At 64.7% G+C, this 16,703-nt stretch carries 14 protein-coding genes; 8 read left to right on the top strand and 6 right to left on the bottom strand.

The features are described from left to right. Window positions 1–82 precede the first annotated feature (82 nt). Both BAC01S_RS16470 and tsaE read right to left on the bottom strand, forming a co-directional pair. On the bottom strand, window positions 83–1,666 hold the full coding sequence (locus BAC01S_RS16470; RefSeq protein ID WP_062859421.1) for an N-acetylmuramoyl-L-alanine amidase: 1,584 nt from the start codon (window positions 1,664–1,666) through the stop codon (window positions 83–85). Then, on the bottom strand, window positions 1,648–2,217 hold the full coding sequence (gene tsaE / locus BAC01S_RS16465) for a tRNA (adenosine(37)-N6)-threonylcarbamoyltransferase complex ATPase subunit type 1 TsaE (RefSeq protein WP_027795756.1): 570 nt from the start codon (window positions 2,215–2,217) through the stop codon (window positions 1,648–1,650). The genes BAC01S_RS16470 and tsaE overlap by 19 nt, the downstream gene beginning before the upstream one ends. Before the next feature lie 115 nt (window positions 2,218–2,332). On the opposite strand from tsaE, the gene queG reads away from it, so the two are divergent. From queG to BAC01S_RS16435, 6 genes are all read left to right on the top strand, one after another. Then, the gene (queG, locus tag BAC01S_RS16460) at window positions 2,333–3,646 is read left to right on the top strand and encodes a tRNA epoxyqueuosine(34) reductase QueG (RefSeq protein ID WP_043202518.1); all 1,314 of its coding nucleotides are present in this window, start codon (window positions 2,333–2,335) and stop codon (window positions 3,644–3,646) included. 73 nt (window positions 3,647–3,719) lie between these two features. Continuing rightward, a complete protein-coding gene (locus BAC01S_RS16455) occupies window positions 3,720–4,193 on the top strand; it encodes a methylated-DNA--[protein]-cysteine S-methyltransferase (RefSeq protein WP_027795754.1) in 474 nt (157 codons plus the stop codon). Then, window positions 4,190–5,230 carry a site-specific tyrosine recombinase XerD gene (gene xerD / locus BAC01S_RS16450; RefSeq protein ID WP_245616604.1) on the top strand — a complete coding sequence of 347 codons (1,041 nt, stop codon included), beginning with the start codon at window positions 4,190–4,192 and terminating at the stop codon, window positions 5,228–5,230. The genes BAC01S_RS16455 and xerD overlap by 4 nt, the downstream gene beginning before the upstream one ends. Before the next feature lie 9 nt (window positions 5,231–5,239). Continuing rightward, the gene (gene ybaK / locus BAC01S_RS16445) at window positions 5,240–5,731 is read left to right on the top strand and encodes a Cys-tRNA(Pro) deacylase (RefSeq protein ID WP_027795752.1); all 492 of its coding nucleotides are present in this window, start codon (window positions 5,240–5,242) and stop codon (window positions 5,729–5,731) included. A 147-nt stretch (window positions 5,732–5,878) separates the two neighbouring features. Next, on the top strand, window positions 5,879–6,505 hold the full coding sequence (plsY, locus tag BAC01S_RS16440; RefSeq protein WP_027795751.1) for a glycerol-3-phosphate 1-O-acyltransferase PlsY: 627 nt from the start codon (window positions 5,879–5,881) through the stop codon (window positions 6,503–6,505). A 139-nt stretch (window positions 6,506–6,644) separates the two neighbouring features. Next, on the top strand, window positions 6,645–8,447 hold the full coding sequence (locus tag BAC01S_RS16435) for a methyl-accepting chemotaxis protein (RefSeq protein WP_027795750.1): 1,803 nt from the start codon (window positions 6,645–6,647) through the stop codon (window positions 8,445–8,447). A 57-nt stretch (window positions 8,448–8,504) separates the two neighbouring features. Here BAC01S_RS16435 and BAC01S_RS16430 read toward each other — a convergent pair whose 3' ends face one another. The 3 genes from BAC01S_RS16430 to BAC01S_RS16420 are packed head-to-tail and all read right to left on the bottom strand — an operon-like array spanning window position 8,505 to window position 13,803. Then, window positions 8,505–9,581: an Imm72 family immunity protein gene (locus BAC01S_RS16430; protein ID WP_027795749.1), complete on the bottom strand. Its 1,077-nt coding sequence runs from the start codon at window positions 9,579–9,581 to the stop codon at window positions 8,505–8,507. Continuing rightward, entirely contained in the window at window positions 9,578–11,035 is a 1,458-nt protein-coding gene (locus BAC01S_RS16425) for a hypothetical protein (RefSeq protein WP_027795748.1), read from the bottom strand. Before BAC01S_RS16425 ends, BAC01S_RS16430 begins: the two co-directional genes overlap by 4 nt. Then, entirely contained in the window at window positions 11,032–13,803 is a 2,772-nt protein-coding gene (locus tag BAC01S_RS16420) for a type VI secretion system Vgr family protein (RefSeq protein ID WP_027795747.1), read from the bottom strand. The genes BAC01S_RS16425 and BAC01S_RS16420 overlap by 4 nt, the downstream gene beginning before the upstream one ends. 474 nt (window positions 13,804–14,277) lie before the next feature. Here BAC01S_RS16420 and BAC01S_RS34650 point away from each other — a divergent pair, with 474 nt between their 5' ends. After that, complete coding sequence (locus tag BAC01S_RS34650; protein WP_156954431.1) at window positions 14,278–14,616, top strand: hypothetical protein; 339 nt, start codon at window positions 14,278–14,280, stop codon at window positions 14,614–14,616. Between the two features lie 264 nt (window positions 14,617–14,880). Here BAC01S_RS34650 and BAC01S_RS16415 read toward each other — a convergent pair whose 3' ends face one another. Then, window positions 14,881–15,366: a YajQ family cyclic di-GMP-binding protein gene (locus BAC01S_RS16415; protein WP_027795746.1), complete on the bottom strand. Its 486-nt coding sequence runs from the start codon at window positions 15,364–15,366 to the stop codon at window positions 14,881–14,883. Between the two features lie 251 nt (window positions 15,367–15,617). On the opposite strand from BAC01S_RS16415, the gene murB reads away from it, so the two are divergent. Continuing rightward, window positions 15,618–16,676 (top strand): UDP-N-acetylmuramate dehydrogenase, encoded by a 1,059-nt coding sequence (murB, locus tag BAC01S_RS16410; RefSeq protein ID WP_027795745.1) that lies wholly within the window; start codon window positions 15,618–15,620, stop codon window positions 16,674–16,676. The last annotated feature ends 27 nt before the right edge of the window (window positions 16,677–16,703 follow it).

Raw genomic sequence — 16,703 nt, 5'->3', positions numbered from 1 at the left:
CGCGCGCCCGCAAAAGAAAACGCCGCGCGCCCATGAGGCTGCGCGGCGTGACGACGGGGCGGCGGCACAGGCCTTACGCGCCTCAGGTCATGCGGTTCTTTGCGAGCGGCGGATTCGCCGCGAAGTAGCGCTTGATGCCCTTGAGAATGGCGTCCGCCATCTTGTCGCGGTAGGCGTCGTCGTTGAGCTTGACCTCTTCTTCCGGGTTGCTGATGAACGCGGTCTCGACCAGGATCGACGGGATGTCGGGCGCCTTGAGCACCGCGAAGCCCGCCTGCTCGACCGAGCCCTTGTGCAGCTTGTTGATGTCGCCGATCTCGTCGAGCACGAAGCCGCCGTAACGCATCGAGTCGCGAATCTGCGCCGTGGTGGACATGTCGAAGAGCGCGCGATTCACCGCGGCGTCGGCGGTCTGCACGTTGATGCCGCCGATCTGGTCCGACGAGTTCTCCTTGTTCGCCATCCAGCGCGCCGCGGCGCTCGAGGCGCCGTGCTCCGAGAGCGCGAACACCGACGAGCCGCGCGCGAGCGGCGTCGTGAAGGCATCGGCGTGGACCGAGACGAAGAGGTCCGCGCCCACGCGCCGCGCCTTTTGCACGCGCACGTTCAGCGGCACGAAGAAGTCGGCGTCGCGCGTCATCATCGCGCGCATGTTGGGCTGGGCGTCGATCTTCGCGCGCAGCTTCTTCGCGATGTCGAGCGCGATGTGCTTTTCGTAGGTGCCCGCGCTGCCGATGGCGCCCGGATCTTCGCCGCCGTGGCCCGGGTCGACGGCGACCGTGAGCAGGCGTATCGTGCCGCCCTTGCCCGACTTCGGCGTGACGAAGCCGTAGTCGTCGCCGTTGCTGCTGTCGCCGTCGTTTTGCGCGAGCGCAGCGGTGCCCGGTGCGGGTTTGGGCCCGCGCTGCACGATGACGGCGGGCGGCACCGGCGGCGCCGGGCGCGGCACGGCGGGGCGCGCGGGCGGCGCATTTCCCGCATCGGCCGCGTCGTTCTGCGCGTAGTGCTGGAAGAACGCGTCGCTGCTGTCGCCGGATTGGGCGCCCGGTGAGGCCGGCGGAGCCGCCGGGCCCGCGAGCGTCGAGGGCGGAACGTCGTGGCGCATCGCCTCGCGCGCGTCGAGCTGCTCCTGTTTTTTGTCGCTCTGCGCGAGCAGATCCATCATCGGATCGGGCGCGACGGCCGGGTAGAGGTCGAACACGAGCCGGTACCGGTAGGAGCCCACCGGCTCCAGCGTAAACACCTGCGGCTTCACCGAGCCCTTGAGGTCGAACACCATGCGCACGACGTGCGGCTGGTATTGCCCCACGCGCACCGCCTGGATCTGCGGATCGTTCGGCGTGATCTTGGAGACGAGGTTCTTCAGGGCGTCGTCGAGGTCGAGGCCGCTGATATCGACGACGAGCCGGTCCGGGCTTTGCAGCATTTGCTGCGAGGTGGCGAGCGGCTGGTCCGATTCGATCGTGACGCGCGTGTAGTCGCGCGCGGGCCACACGCGCACGCCAAGCACCGAGGTCGCCCACGCCAGCCGCGGCGCGGCCACGGAGAGGCCGAGCACGAGCGTGGACGCGCCCGCCTTCAGGATCTGCCGGCGCCGCCAGTTGTGCGTGGCGGTGGCCGCGGATTCGATCGAGCGGAACGGTTTGATCAACATCTTTCTAGACATGCCTTTCCTGATGCGCTGTATGCGTAGGCGGTCAGCACGCGGCCTTCGCCTTGTTCTCCGGGTTCCAGCGAAAACACGAGATCCGGTACGCCGAGCAGGCCTTGCGCGCGTTGCGGCCACTCGACGAGACACACCGCGCCGGCTGCGAAATATTCGCGAAAGCCGGCGTCGGCCCATTCAGCCGGATCGCTGAAACGGTACAGATCGAAGTGATAGAGCGGGAGTTCCCCGTTCGGCGTCGCGACCGTGTACGGTTCGACGAGCGTATAGGTGGGGCTGCGCACGCGGCCCGCGTGACCCAGCGCGCGCAGCGTGGCGCGCACGAGCGAGGTCTTGCCCGCGCCCAGGTCGCCCAGCAGCTGGACCTGCAGCCCTTCGAAGCGCGTGCTTGCCTCAGCCTTGGCGGCTTCGGCACGCTGCGCTTCGAGCGCATGAGCGAAGCGCGCGCCGAATGCATCGGTGGCGGCTTCGTCCGGCAGGTCGATGCGCCGTTCGAGCAGGACCGGGGCCGGTGCTTGCGGCGTGTGCAGCGCGTGATCAGGGCCGGGCATGTCGGGCTTCAGGGGCATTAACTCGTAAAATGACGTAATGAACCGCAGTCCCTCGCCTTCCTCTTCAAGCCTCGCGTTCGCCACGACGGACGTGGAGGGTCTTGAGCCCTCTGCGATGCGTGCCGCCGCAACGTCGTGCGAACCGGCCGCGCCTCGCGCGCCGTCGGGGCCATCGCTCGATGCGCCGGCGCTTGCCGCCCTCGCGGCGCGCATCCGGACATGGGGACGCGAACTGGGGTTCGGTGCGATCGGCATCAGCGATACCGACCTCTCGCATGCCGAAGCGGGCCTCGCCGCATGGCTCGAAGCCGGCTGCCACGGCGAGATGGATTATATGGCCAAACATGATATGAAACGTGCGCGGCCCGCAGAGCTTGTGGCCGGTACGCGACGCGTGATTTCCGTGCGCATGGCCTATCTGCCGGGCGCGACGCTCGCGCCGGCCGCATCGAATGGGGCGGGAAAGACAGCCGAAAGTGCTTTGCAAGACGCGGCGCGCGACGAGCCCGCCGCGCGCTCGCAGGAGGCGCCGCGCGAGTACGTGCGGGGCGGATGGCGCGGGCGCGAGCACGCGCGTCTCGCGGATCCGCAGGCGGCGGTCGTGTCGATCTACGCGCGCGGCCGCGATTATCACAAGGTGTTGCGCGCGCGCCTGCAGCAGCTCGCGGATCGCATCGAAGCCGAGATCGGCGCGTTCGGTCATCGCGTGTTCACCGACTCGGCGCCGGTGCTCGAAGTGGAGCTCGCGCAAAAGGCCGGCATTGGCTGGCGCGGCAAGCATACGCTGCTGCTTCAGCGCGACGCCGGATCGCTCTTCTTCCTCGGCGAGATCTACGTCGACCTGCCGTTGCCGACGGATGCCGAAACCGCAAGTTCCCCCGCGGCAGGGCCCGCGGCCGCCCAGGTGCCCGAAACGGCCGGCGCCCACTGCGGCAGCTGCACGCGCTGCATCGGCGCGTGCCCGACCGGCGCGATCACCGGGCCGTATCGCGTGGATGCGCGGCGCTGCATCTCGTATCTGACGATCGAGCTGAAGGGCAGCATTCCGCTCGAGATGCGCGAGCTGATCGGCAATCGCGTGTACGGCTGCGACGACTGTCAGCTCGTGTGCCCCTGGAACAAGTTCGCGCAGGCGGCGCCCGTCGCCGATTTCGACGTGCGCCACGGGCTCGATCGCGCAACGCTCGTCGAGCTGTTCGGCTGGAGTGCGAAAGATTTCGACGAGCGCATGCAGGGCAGCGCGATCCGCCGCATTGGCTACGAGCGGTGGTCGCGCAACATCGCGGTGGCGATGGGCAATGCGCTGCGCGCGCGTCCCGCGCTGGAGGAGGGTGCCCGCGCGGCGATCGTCGCGGGGTTGCGCGCGCGCGAGGACGATGGGTCGGAGCTCGTTCGGGAACACGTGCGCTGGGCGCTCGAAGCGGCGTAAAGTGCGGAATCCGGCAGCAAACTCGAAGGCAAGCACGGCGGCGAATGCACCCGCCGCGCAGACGGAGGCAATCATGTTCAATGCAGTGATCGACGCGCCGTTCGGCAAGGTCGGCATTCGCACCGGCGGCGAGGCCGTGCGCGAGATCGTCTATCTGAATGGAGCGACGGCCAGCATCGAGCCGGACTGCGTGCTCGCGGCGCGTGCGGCCGAGCAGATCGCGCGCTATTTCGACGACGCGTCGGCGGGCTTCGACCTGCCGCTCGCCGCGCGCGGCACGCCGTTCCAGCAGCGCGTCTGGCACGGCATCAGCGCCATCGTCGCGGGCGGCGTGCTGACCTACGGCGAGCTCGCGAGGCGCATTGGCAGCGACTCGGCGCGCGCGGTGGGCCAGGCGTGCGGCTCGAATCCCTTTCCGCTCGTGATCCCGTGCCATCGCGTGGTTTCGGCAAGCGGAATCGGGGGCTTCGCGCATCACGGCGGCGAGGGCTTCTTCCGCGACGTGAAGCGCTGGCTGCTCGCCCATGAGGGCCTGGCCTTCCGATGACGAACGCCATGACGCCCATGGAGCCCATGGCGCCCGCCACGCCCGCAGCCGACGATGCGCTCGCCGCGCGCGAGGCCAACGACGGTGGCAGCACGGCTGCTGCTTTCGACGATGCCGAAGCCTTGCCTCCCGAAGCCGCGTCGGCGCTGGCGCAGAGTCTGCTCGCCATCGACACCTTCTGCGACGCGATGTGGCTCGAACACGGCCTCTCGCGCAACACCCTCGACGCTTACCGCCGCGATCTGAAGCTCTTTTCGACGTGGCTCGCGAGCGCGCGCGCGGGGACGCTCGACACGACGCACGAGGGCGATCTCTTCGCCTACAGCGCGAGCCGCAAGGCGGACAAGTCGACCTCGGCGAACCGGCGTCTTTCGGTGTTTCGCCGTTATTACGGCTGGGCGTTGCGCGAGCGGCGCGTGGCGACCGATCCGACCGTGCGCGTGCGCTCGGCGAAGCAGCCGCCGCGCTTTCCCACGACGCTCACCGAGGCGCAGGTGGAGGCGCTTCTCGGCGCGCCCGACGTGAGCACGTCGCTCGGCCTGCGCGATCGCACGATGCTCGAGCTGATGTATGCGAGCGGCCTGCGCGTGACCGAGCTCGTGACGCTCAAGACCGTCGAGGTGGGGCTGAACGAGGGCGTCGTGCGCGTGCTGGGCAAGGGTGCGAAGGAGCGGCTGATTCCGTTCGGCGAGGAGGCGCACGCCTGGATCGAGCGTTATCTGCGCGAGTCGCGGCCCGCGCTGCTCGGCCCGCGCACGACCGACGCGCTGTTCGTCACGGCGCGCGCGGAGGGCATGACGCGCCAGCAGTTCTGGCACATCATCAAGCGCCATGCGGCGGCGGCCGACGTGCACGCGCCGCTTTCGCCGCACACGCTGCGGCACGCGTTCGCAACGCACCTGCTCAATCACGGCGCCGACTTGCGCGTGGTGCAGCTGCTGCTCGGCCACAGCGACATCTCCACGACGCAGATCTACACCCACGTCGCGCGCGAACGCCTCAGGCTGCTGCACGCGAAGCATCATCCGCGAGGGTAGGGGCGATCCATGAGCAAATCGAAACACGTCTCCGAAACGCCCGCCACGCAGATGCTGCGCCGCGCGGGCATCGCGTTCGGCGAGCATCCCTACGAGTATGTCGAGCACGGCGGCACCGAAGAATCCGCGCGTCAGCTCGGTGTGGACGAGCATCGCGTCGTGAAGACGCTCGTGATGGAAGATGAGCACGCGAAGCCGCTGATCGTGCTGATGCACGGCGACCGCAAGGTCTCCACGAAGAACCTCGCGCGCCAGATCGGCGCGAAGCGCATCGAGCCCTGCAAACCCGAGGTCGCGAACCGCCATTCGGGCTATCTCGTCGGCGGCACGTCGCCGTTCGGCACGAAGAAGACCATGCCGGTCTACGTCGAATCGACGGTGCTCGAACTCGACGAGATCTGGCTCAACGGCGGCCGGCGCGGCTACCTGGTGAGCCTCGCGCCGGCGGCGCTGGTCTCCCTGCTGGGCGCGAAGCCGGTGCAGTGCGCAAGCGTGGAGTGACGGCCGGCGCAGGCCGCGCCTCCGTACGTTCCCTGATTCGCGCTCACCCGGCGCCCGCGCTTCGGTAGAATGGGCGCCTTCGCGCGCCCCCGCCCGGCCTCGACGGCCGCGCCGCGCGCCTCCTTCACCAATTACCGGGTTTCGCGCATGTACAACCTGATCGTCGCCGTTCTCGCCTATCTGATCGGCTCGGTATCGTTCGCCGTGATCGTGAGCGCCGCGATGGGGCTCGACGACCCGCGCTCCTACGGTTCTGGCAATCCCGGCGCGACCAATGTCCTGCGCAGCGGCAACAAGAAGGCCGCGATCCTCACGCTGATCGGCGACGCGTTCAAGGGCTGGCTGGCCGTGTGGCTCGCCGCGCATTTCGGCCCGCACTTCGGGCTTGGCGACGAGGCGATCGCGCTTGCCGCGATCGCCGTGTTCCTCGGCCACCTGTATCCCGTGTTCTTCCGCTTCCAGGGCGGCAAGGGCGTGGCGACGGCCGCGGGCGTCCTGCTCGCGATCCATCCGGTGCTGGGGCTCGCCACGCTGCTCACCTGGCTCATCGTCGCGTTCTTCACCCGCTACTCGTCGCTGGCGGCGCTCGCCGCCGCCGTGTTCGCGCCGCTCTTTTACGTCTTTCTGTTCGGCCCGCACGTCATCGCGCTTGCCGTTCTCGCGATGAGCGTGCTGCTGTTCTGGCGCCACCGCTCGAATATCTCGAAGCTGATGGCGGGCAAGGAAAGCCGCATCGGCGACAAGAAGAAACCGGCCGCCGAAGCCGGGCAGTAACGCGGCCAGGCACAGCCCTGCACGATCAAGCCCCAATTGATGGGGCTCAAGTCCCGCGTCGCGGCCGCCGTAAACGCCGGTGAAGTCCCCAATCGTGTTTGCCGGCCAACCGTTTCATTCCCCGCACCCGACGCTCTCCATGTTCTCCACCATTCGCGCGCGCATCGTCGCGCTCGCAGTCGTCATCGTCGTCGCGGCGCTTGGCGCCAACGCGGCGCTCGATTATTTCGTCGCCAACTCGCACAACACGGAGTCGGTGAACAGCACGCTCACGGCCGTCGAGAACAGCCACGCTGCCGGCATCAACGACTGGATCGCCGCGCACGCGCAGATGATCAACTCGCTGCAGGACACGGTGATCGATCCGGCGGATCCGGTGCCGGCGCTCAAGCAGGTCGCGGCGGCGGGCGGCTTCACCAACGTCTACGTCGGCTACGCGGACAAGACCGCAAAATTCTCCGATCCCACCGGCATCCCGCCCGACTACGATCCCACCGGCCGCCCCTGGTACAAGCAGGCGGTCGCGGCGGGCAAGGGCGTGGTGACGCCGCCTTACGTGGACGCCGGCAGCGGCAAGCTCGTGGTGGCGTTCGCGACGCCCGTCATCCGTGACGGCGCGGTGAAAGCCGTGGTTTCAGGCGATGTCTCGATGGACAGCGTGATCGCCAACGTCCGCTCGATCCAGCCGACGCCCGCGAGCTTCGGCATGCTGGTGGACAGCAGCGGCCAGATCGTCGCGCATCCCGACGCGAAGCTCACGCTCAAGCCCGTTTCGGAACTGGCGCCCGACCTGGCCGGCGACCGCCTTAACGCCCTGTTCGCCTCGACGGACCCGGTGCCCGTGGACGTGGGCGGCAGCATCAAGCTGATGCGTGCCGAGCCGATCGCGGGCACGGACTGGCACGTGGTCGTGGCGCTCGACCGCACGGATGCGACGGCGGGCATGCGCTCGCTGCTGACCGCCTCGCTGATCGCGCTCGTGGTGATCGCGGTGGCGGCGGCACTGATCATGGCGGCGGCGACGGCCGTGTCGTTCCAGCGGCTTTCGAAGGTGCGCAACGCCATGGACGCCATCAGCGCGGGTGAGGGCGACCTCACGCAGCGTCTGCCGGCCGAGGGCGCCGACGAAGTCGCGCAGATCGCGCGCTCGTTCAATGCCTTCATGGACAAGCTGCGCGACGTGATGCGCCATATCCGCGATACCAGCGAATCGGTGCGCACCGCGAGCGACGAGATCGCCGCCGGCAACGTCGACCTGTCGGGCCGCACCGAATCGGCGGCGGCGAGCCTGCAGCAGACGGCGGCCTCGATGGAGCAGATCACGGCGACGGTCGCGCAGTCGGCGAACGCGGCGCAGCAGGCCGACGTGACGGCGGCCTCCGCCTCGCAGGTGGCCTCGCGCGGCGGCGCCGTCATCAACGACGTGGTGCGCACGATGGGGTCGATCGAAGAGGCCTCGGTGAAGATTGCGGACATCATCGGCGTGATCGACGGTATCGCTTTTCAGACCAACATTCTCGCGCTGAACGCGGCTGTGGAAGCGGCGCGCGCGGGCGAGCAGGGCCGCGGCTTCGCGGTGGTGGCGGGCGAGGTGCGCAGCCTCGCGCAGCGCAGCGCGCAGGCGGCGCGGGAGATCAAGGACCTGATCGAGTCGACGGTGGCGAGCGTCACGTCGGGCTCGCAGCAGGTGCGCCGCGCGGGCGAGACGATGGACGAAATCGTGCAGAACGTGGGGAACGTCACGACCATCATTTCCGAGGTCACGAATGCGGCGAGCGAGCAGACGCGCGGCATTCAGGAAGTGAACCGCGCCGTGAGCCAGCTCGACGAAATGGTTCAGCAGAACGCGGCGCTCGTCGAGGAATCGACGGCGGCGGCCGCGGCGCTGCGCGGCCAGGCGACGAATCTCGCGGCGGCGGTGGGGCAGTTCAGGCTCGATTGAGGCGGTGGGCAGGTTGACCCGGAGTCCCATTCGCCTCTCGCGGATTTTTGGAAAAACTCAGTTGTCCGGCTGCGGATCGCAATAATGCCAGATGACCATTCCCCATGAAGTGTGCGGGGGGCCCGGCATGGGTTCTCCGGCCTTGACGTACACCTGACTTTTCATCGCCGGGTTTTGCCAGTAGCCGGCGCGCGGGCAAGGCTCGCCTGGCAAAGCACGCAGCCTGGGTTGCGCGATGGGCTTGGGGAAGTAGGTCTCTTCCTCCGCGGGCACGCTACCATCCTGGTAACGTTTGTCTTCCCACAGCAGCCGCCAGCGCACCGCATGTTCATCATTGGTGCCCTCCAGCAGATATCTGTGGGCGACGCTGCCTTTGAGGAAGTAATTCGGGCAACCAACCTTGCCGATCGGAAACCACGGCTCCCAGATTCCTTCGACAGGAATCTCCTGATCGCTGTGGATCTCACCCTCGCTGGACTGGTTTTTGGGCGGACACGGGGGGAGTTCCGAAGGATAACTGCGACCGGGCGGCCAAGGCCTCCACGCCGGATATCGCGCATCCTGGAACAAAGATTCATAGGTCCAGTGCTCGAAGACACGGGGACCCCCATCGTCACGCTGTCCGTATGTGAGCAACCCCATAAAATTCAACCCGGCTGTGCACTTAAGCGCCAAACAGCTCAACTCCTCGATCCACACCCCTTCCGCAAATCCGGTGGCATATACGGAATCCGTGTAGTTCGTATCTCTTACTCCGAGCGCTTGAAAGAACGGATCGTAGGTTCTGCCGATTTCGTGTGCGCTTCTGCCAAAGAGAAGCTCGCTACCTCGCTCACTACCTGTAACAAGTGCGTCGTAGGCCGATCGCTTGTCCGAACCTTTGCGCAATGTCTCAATGCCCTCATCCATTTGCACCAATGCATCGAGGAAGTTGCTGACATACGCGATCTCGAGTTCCTTCTGATTGGGACTCGGTGTGTCCAATTGTTTTGCGTATGCGCCGAGAAAATCCCGGTACAGCCCAACCGCGTGGCCGAGAAACGTCACGCTAGTCCACTTTTTGAGCAGATAGAACGCCTTGGCCCGCGCATCCTGCTCCTGCGCCGGGGTCATGGTCAGAGTATTCAGCATCATGGGTTCTGTTCGTCCGTCGATTGTTTGCCAACGTCGGCTCCTGCTCGCCGCACGTAGCCTTCCTGCCTGATCTTGGCCGATCGTTCGCGCTCCTCCAGAAATAGAGCGCGTGCCTCGGCCTGATCCGGTAGCCTCACATCGGTCCAATGCGTCGGCTGCGCTTTGATCTGCTTTTGTATCCACTCTTTTACGGGAGCGTTGAATGGGTGGCTAAAGTCCACGAAAAACTGGACATCGCCGCCCACCAGCAAGCGCATGGTGGCACCGGGTTCTTCGTTGTCCAACTGCTCGGCAATTCTGCCTTTCCACAAGCGCATTCCATCCCAGCCGGCGGGCACTGAAATGCCAAGAGCTTCCATCGCCTCGCGTGTAGGCACTTGCATTTCGGCATAACTGCCGTTCATGCTCCAGGCGTGCTTGATTGCGCTCTGCGTGCGCCAAACGGTTCCGTTAGGGGCCAGGCTATCAGCCCAGAATTTACCGGGAATCGTCCGTGGCTTATCGAGGTACCGGCTATCGACCACACGAATCATTGTCTCGCCTGGCGTCCGCGTTATTGCTTCGAGTGGCGCCTTTACGCTAAAGGTTCCGATGGCCTCACTGACTTTGAATGCCAAAAGGTCCGGCCACCCATCTTTGGGCACATAGTCCCTGGCGGTCATCGGCTTATGTCCGAGGCTCTTTGTATCTTCGGCCAGATGAGCCAGACGTGCCTCCTCCGTCATCGTCCGGGTGGTGCCGCCTCCCACCGACACATCCGCCCAGGTGCCCTCCACCAGATGGCTTCGAACCCGCTCCAGCAACCGCATCAAATCTTTGATGCCCTGCGCGATCTTGGTGTCCCCCAGCTTGCGCAGTTCTTCGAGGTTGGGCAATAGCTTCCGGATGTAGCTCTGCACTTGCGCAGGGATGACGGAGCCGAGCTTGTTCAGAATGAAATTCAGCGCCTTGCCGATGCGATCCAGCATCGTTCCAAATGCTTTGACTACCACGTCTTGATATTGAGTGAAGTCCAGCTTTCTGAACCACTGCACCGCATCGCCCAAGCCGGCCTTGCGGACGATTGCCAGGATTTCCCTGCACAGCTTGGCCAGGTCCTCGGATTTCTCGACCGCGCGCATCAGCAGCTTGCCCACACCCTTGAGCAGGCCACCGGCCACTGGAACGACGGCCAGCAGACAGAGCACCAGCGCGACCCATTCCCACGTGTCCTCCCGATCCTTCGGATCATCACACATGCGAATGGTGATAGCGATCGCATCGCGCGCGGCGGTGACTTCGCCCGCTACCGGGAACATGCTGACAACAGCATCAATGACGATGGCACCGCTGTTGCGCTTTTGCGAGAATTCTCCGGCTACGGCGCCGACAACGGTATTGCCGACCGCAGTGGCTCCGCGCCATAGATAGTCGCCGACCTCGGACGCAGCCTGGCTGATCCTGCTGTCGCTCATGACTGCCCCCCCTGCATCCTGTCCAGGGACTGCTGCATGTCGGAATCGCTCCAATCGGCCTTGTAGCCGGGATTTTTCTCGGTGGCCTTGATTTCGTAGGCTCGGCTGTCTTCGCCCAATTCGATGCGTCCCGATCCTTTCGGTGCGTTCGTCAGGTCGGCCATGCCCTGGCCGTCGACGGTGCCGGAGAACGTGGCACCGCTGTCGTAGTGGATGGTGAACTTGGCGCCCTGCACGGGCGTGTCGTCGTGATACAGATATTGCAACGCGTCGGGGTCGCGGGACGTTGGCGACGGCGACAGCGGATAGTCGAGCTGCGTCGGACCACTGAATGCATGCGAGGCGCCCTTGATATCGATTTTTCCCGGCGCATGAATCTCGATATTGCCGCTCTTGAGCCGGATATACGCGCCTCCCGAAGTCAGCAGGATTTCCTGCTTCGCAGCCGCTTCGATATTCTCCGTAGCCGACAGCACCTTCACCGTCTTCTGCGCGGTCAGTTCGATGTTGTCCGAATGGGCCTGAACCGCCACCTTCCCCTGCGCCGCAAACAGCTTCATCCCCGCGTTCTGCACGAACAGGCTGATCTTCTCCGCCACGCTCGCCACCAGCGACTTTCCGCTTGCGATGAACGTGCTCTGGCCGCTGACGAGATTGATCTGCTGGTCGCTCGACACATGTACCGACTGCGGCGTCGACAACGCCATACCGGATGGGCTCGCGAACAGCATGACCGGAGCCTTGAATGCGTTCGCACTGCCCGTGCCGCCGCCCCCCGTCCTGCCCCCCGACTGCGAGCCCTGCACACTGTTCTGCGTCGCATCGGTGAAAGTCTTCAATGCGTCGTGACCGGCATCGAGACTCTCCGCCTGATGTTGCTGGCTCGCCTGCGACAGCCCTTGGATCGTGCTCTCGGCACTGACGAGCTGCTGCTGCGCTTCGCGAACGTCGAGCTGCTGGCTGCCCGCCTGCTTCGGATACGTCGCGACGTAAAGTCCCTGCGCAGCACTGACCGCGCCATACGAAGCGGTCCCCAGATCGAACCCTGAACCCAGGTAGGCGCCGCGCGTGTTGCCGCTCTGGTCGACCAGGTAACCCAGGTGCAGCACGCTGTTCCCGGTGCTGCTCATCAGCCGCATGCGGTTCTGTCCGGTGGCGTCGTCCAGCACCATTTCGTTATAGCCGGAACCCGAGTACTCCTTCGACCGGTATCCCGACAGGATGCCGTTGCTGTGCCACTGCGGCTGGACCTCTCCGTTGTAGACGCGATACAGGACGATAGGCCGATCACAGTCGCCGCCCATATAGCCGATCAGCACTTCCTCGCCCACTCGCGGAACGTGGACGCTCCCGTATCCGCCCCCCGTGTCCGACTGCGCAACTCTTACCCAGCACGAAGCGCCCTCATCCCCCGCGTTCTGCCGATCCCAGGTGAACATGACCTTCACCCGGTTCAGTTCGTCCGTGTATATCTCTTCGCCCTGCGGCCCTACGACGATGGCCGTCTCCAGGTGCATCTCCGGCTTCTTGTGCTCGAACGGGCTGCGGTACGGAACCGTCACGCGCTGCGCTTCGACTTCAACCAGATAAAAGCCCGCCGAACCGTCTTCGTGGGTGACCGTTCCTTCCGTATGCCCGGCCTTTGCCTGCGCCAGTTCGTTCTGCAGGCTGTGCGGGAAGCTCGCTTCCTGGTCCGACAGCGGTAGGTTGTTTTCGATATAACGGCGCACCTTGATCGCCGCAAACTCCCGCTGGCTGGACGCATCGCGGTCATGCTCCGGATGACCGCTCAGCTCGAAGCGTCGCCCCGCGTCAATTCCCCGAACGCCGCCCACCGCGTAGAACCGCTTGGCGCGGGATTCCCACTCTTCAAGATGAACCTTCGAAAGCTGCTCGCCGCGGGACGGGTCGAGGTACGTGTACGCGCCGGTATATTCGTAGACCTCTGCCTGCTCCGGCAAATTTCCCTGGCCGGACATCGTCGGCAGCGATGTCCCTTTGGGGCTGACTGCCGACGATGGCGCCTTGTAGTCGAACGTGCGCGTCGTGTAGGTAGTGCTCTGCAGGGTCCGTGAACCCGACCATTGCGTGAACGCATCCGTTTCGCTGCCCGTGCCGGACCGGTAGAAGCTGAGCGGATTCGTCGACACTTCATCGAGCGAATGGATGTCGTCGGTCACGACCAGCGTGTGCGACTTGCCGTCCTGGCCGTAACGCCAGAAGCCAAACAGGCCTTCCTCCTCCATCAGCCGCTGTACAAAATTCCAGTCGGTCTCGCTCTGGCGGCAATACGACCGCTGGGGCAACGGCTTGCGCAAGACAAACTGAAACTGCCCCTGAGCCTGCGGATGTGCGTTGAATACATCCGTGATGATGGCGTCCGCGCTCCTGTCCTGCCAGTACCGCATATCGCGGCGGAACTTGAGGAAGTGCATCCATGAGGCGAATGTCAGCTGATAGCCAGAAAAGCTGCCATCTGCACCCAGCCGGCGCGCGGTGTGAATATAGCCGTTGACCGGGAGACAGGATTTATCCGCCTGTTGGATCCACAGCGTCATTTGCTGCGCAATCAGCGTCTTCAACTCGATATCGCCCGCTGTGGACACCATATCAAGCGTGACGCTGAAATCGCGGCCGAGTTCGGAACAAGTTACCGCTCGGCGCGGCACAAGCGCATTATTCGGTAAAGATGGAATATCTGCCTTGATCAGGCGGTCCTGCTGGATCAGGCCTCCCCGGATCATCCGGGCCAGTTCGGTCGGATTCATGCGGTTTCCATATTCTTGTGCATTGCGGCTGATAACCCGCGTTTTCAACGAAACGGTCTCGACTGACTGTATAGCGGGCCGATTTTAGATTTCACAAATGTGCCACGTCAACCGATAGATAATCAAATTTTGAAAACTGGACTGAAATACGGTCTGAAACTAATTTTCCGCCTTGAATACTCAGGGTGTGCCGCAGACTGCTGGCAGCACCTGTCTTGCCGTACTCAATCCCGATAGCTCGTACGGGGGTTGATTAATCGGGTGACGTAAATATTACGTCGGACTCCTTGAAATATCGTGACGTTTCAAACTCGAAACATTGGCTATAACGTTGCCGTTCGGCTTTGCGAACCCTCGTGGATGCCAATTCCATAGATAACGAAGTAGCGCGGAAGAAAGAACGGCGACACCATAAATGTCGTCACCACTGTCCTGGTGTATCCGGAGCAGATGCAGACAGCGGCCGGCAGCAGTATGGCAACCTATCGCCGCAACGATGCCGCCAATTTATCAGCGGGCGGTAAAAATTCAATGACAACCAACACCAGCAGCCTTTTTGATCGAACACTTGCCAACAACGAATTGAGCAATTTTCTGATCCGTGAAGGGGCTTATTTTTGCAATTCATCGAGCGCTAATGACGAGCTGCAGAAATTAGCGTGGAATATGATCTCAAGGTACTACCATCCTGGACGCTCTGGGGCGCGTGAAATCGTCGGACTGCGGAGATACTCGCTTGGCGAGGATGCTCCGCATGTGACAGTGTCTCCGGGTGGGCGCCTTTACCGTTTTCTCGACGCGCAAGATGTATGAGCATCTTCCGGATGACACCATTGCCCGCATTGAGGACGTGGTGCGCGAGGCATTTGCAGCGGCTTCAACGCACTCTGACATTGACGGAGACTCGCCGGTCCACGAGCCGGAACTGAGCGTCCCGCGACTCCGGAAACGATGGTTTTCGAGGCGCGGCGCGATGTGCTGGCTAAGCTAAAAGAATTTCGGCCGGAACGACGGAATCCCGAGTCTTCCGCCCTTGCGGCGGCGCATCCGGGCAGACGCGCCGCTCGTGTTCGCTGCTCAGTCGCGGAAGTTGTTGAAGTCGAGCGGCGTGTCGGTCACGTCCTTGCGCAGCAAGGCGATCACGCTTTGCAGATCGTCGCGCTTGGCGCCCGTCACGCGCACGGCGTCGCCCTGGATGCTGGCCTGCACCTTGATCTTGCTGTCCTTCACGAGCCTGACGATCTTCTTCGCGAGATCGCCCGACACACCTTTTTTCACGGTAATGACCTGCTTGACCTTGTCGCCGCCGATCTTCTCGATCTTGCCGTGGTCGAGAAAGCGCACGTCCACGTTGCGCTTGGCCATTTTGGAGATCAAGACGTCCTTCACCTGGCCGAGCTTGAAATCGTCGTCGGCGAACGCGGTCAGCTCGCGTTCCTTTTGCTCGACGCGTGCGTCCGAGCCCTTGAAGTCGAAGCGCGTCGAGATCTCCTTGTTGGATTGCTCGATGGCGTTCTTGACTTCGATCATGTTGGCTTCGCTGACGACGTCAAACGATGGCATTGCATTCTCCCAGTAAGTGCGAGCGGCGCATCCACGGGCCACGGCCGCCGAATCCGGCGGCGGGCCGCGCACTCGCTATAATCACGGACCGACGCCATTTTACCGGCGGCTCGGGCGTTTGCCCAAGGCCGCACAGCCATGCGGAGCAAGCGCCGCGGCCGGCAGACCACGCACAGGCGCCTGGCGCACGGCGTGTGCCGCTCGCGTCTTGCCTGTTGCGCCGGCTCCACTTTGTTTTTTCGTTGGCCCCGATGTCCGCTCTTCCCTCGACCGCCGTCGATTCGTCCCCCGCGTGGTTCGCCGCCGGTTATCCGCTGCGTGCGCACAACACGTTCGGCTTCGACGTGCGCGCGCGCTTTGCCTGCCGCATCGATACCGAAGCTGCCCTGACCGAAGCCGCGCGCGACCCGCGTGCGGCCGGGCTTGCCACGCTCGTGCTGGGCGGCGGCAGCAATATCGTCCTTACGCGCGATTTCGACGGCCTCGTGCTGCTTGTGGCGCTGCGCGGGCGCCGCCTCGTGCGCGAGGACGAGGAGGCCTGGTATGTCGAGGCGGCGGCAGGAGAGAACTGGCACGATTTCGTGGCCTGGACGCTCGAAGCGGGCATGCCCGGGCTCGAAAACCTCGCGCTGATTCCCGGCACGGTAGGCGCGGCGCCGATCCAGAACATCGGCGCCTACGGGCTCGAGATGGCCGAGCGTTGCGTCTCGGTGCGCGCGATCGAGAGGGCGACGGGCGCGGTGGCGGAGTTCGACGTGGCGCAATGCGCATTCGGCTATCGCGACAGCTTTTTCAAACGCGAAGGGCGCGACCGCTACGTGATCACGGCGGTGACGTTCCGCTTGCCGAAGCAATGGCGGCCGAACGCCGGTTACGCCGACCTCGCGCGGGCGCTGGCCGAGAGCGGCCGCGCCGAAGCGCCCGATGCGCGCGCGGTGTTCGACGCGGTCGTGGCCGTGCGGCGCGCGAAATTGCCCGATCCGCAGTTGCTCGGCAACGCGGGCAGCTTCTTCAAGAATCCGGTGATCGAAGCCGCGCAGTTCGACGCGCTGCTCGAACGCGAGCCGCAGATCGTCTCCTATCGCCAGGCCGACGGGCGCGTGAAGCTGGCGGCGGGCTGGCTCATCGACCGGTGCGGCTGGAAAGGCCGTGCGCTGCGCGCGGCGGCCGTGCATGATCGCCAGGCGCTGGTGCTCGTGAATCGCGGCGGCGCGACAGGCGCCGATATCCTGGAACTCGCGCAGGCCATCCGGCGCGACGTCGAGGCGCGCTTCGGCGTCCTGCTCGAACAAGAGCCCGTGAGCCTCTAGGCCCGCCCGGCCGGACCATCGCCGCCG

This window comes from Paraburkholderia acidipaludis NBRC 101816, assembly GCF_000684975.1.
In the GTDB taxonomy this organism is placed as follows: Bacteria; Pseudomonadota; Gammaproteobacteria; order Burkholderiales; family Burkholderiaceae; genus Paraburkholderia; species Paraburkholderia acidipaludis.
This window is presented reverse-complemented; position numbering and strand designations above follow the sequence as displayed.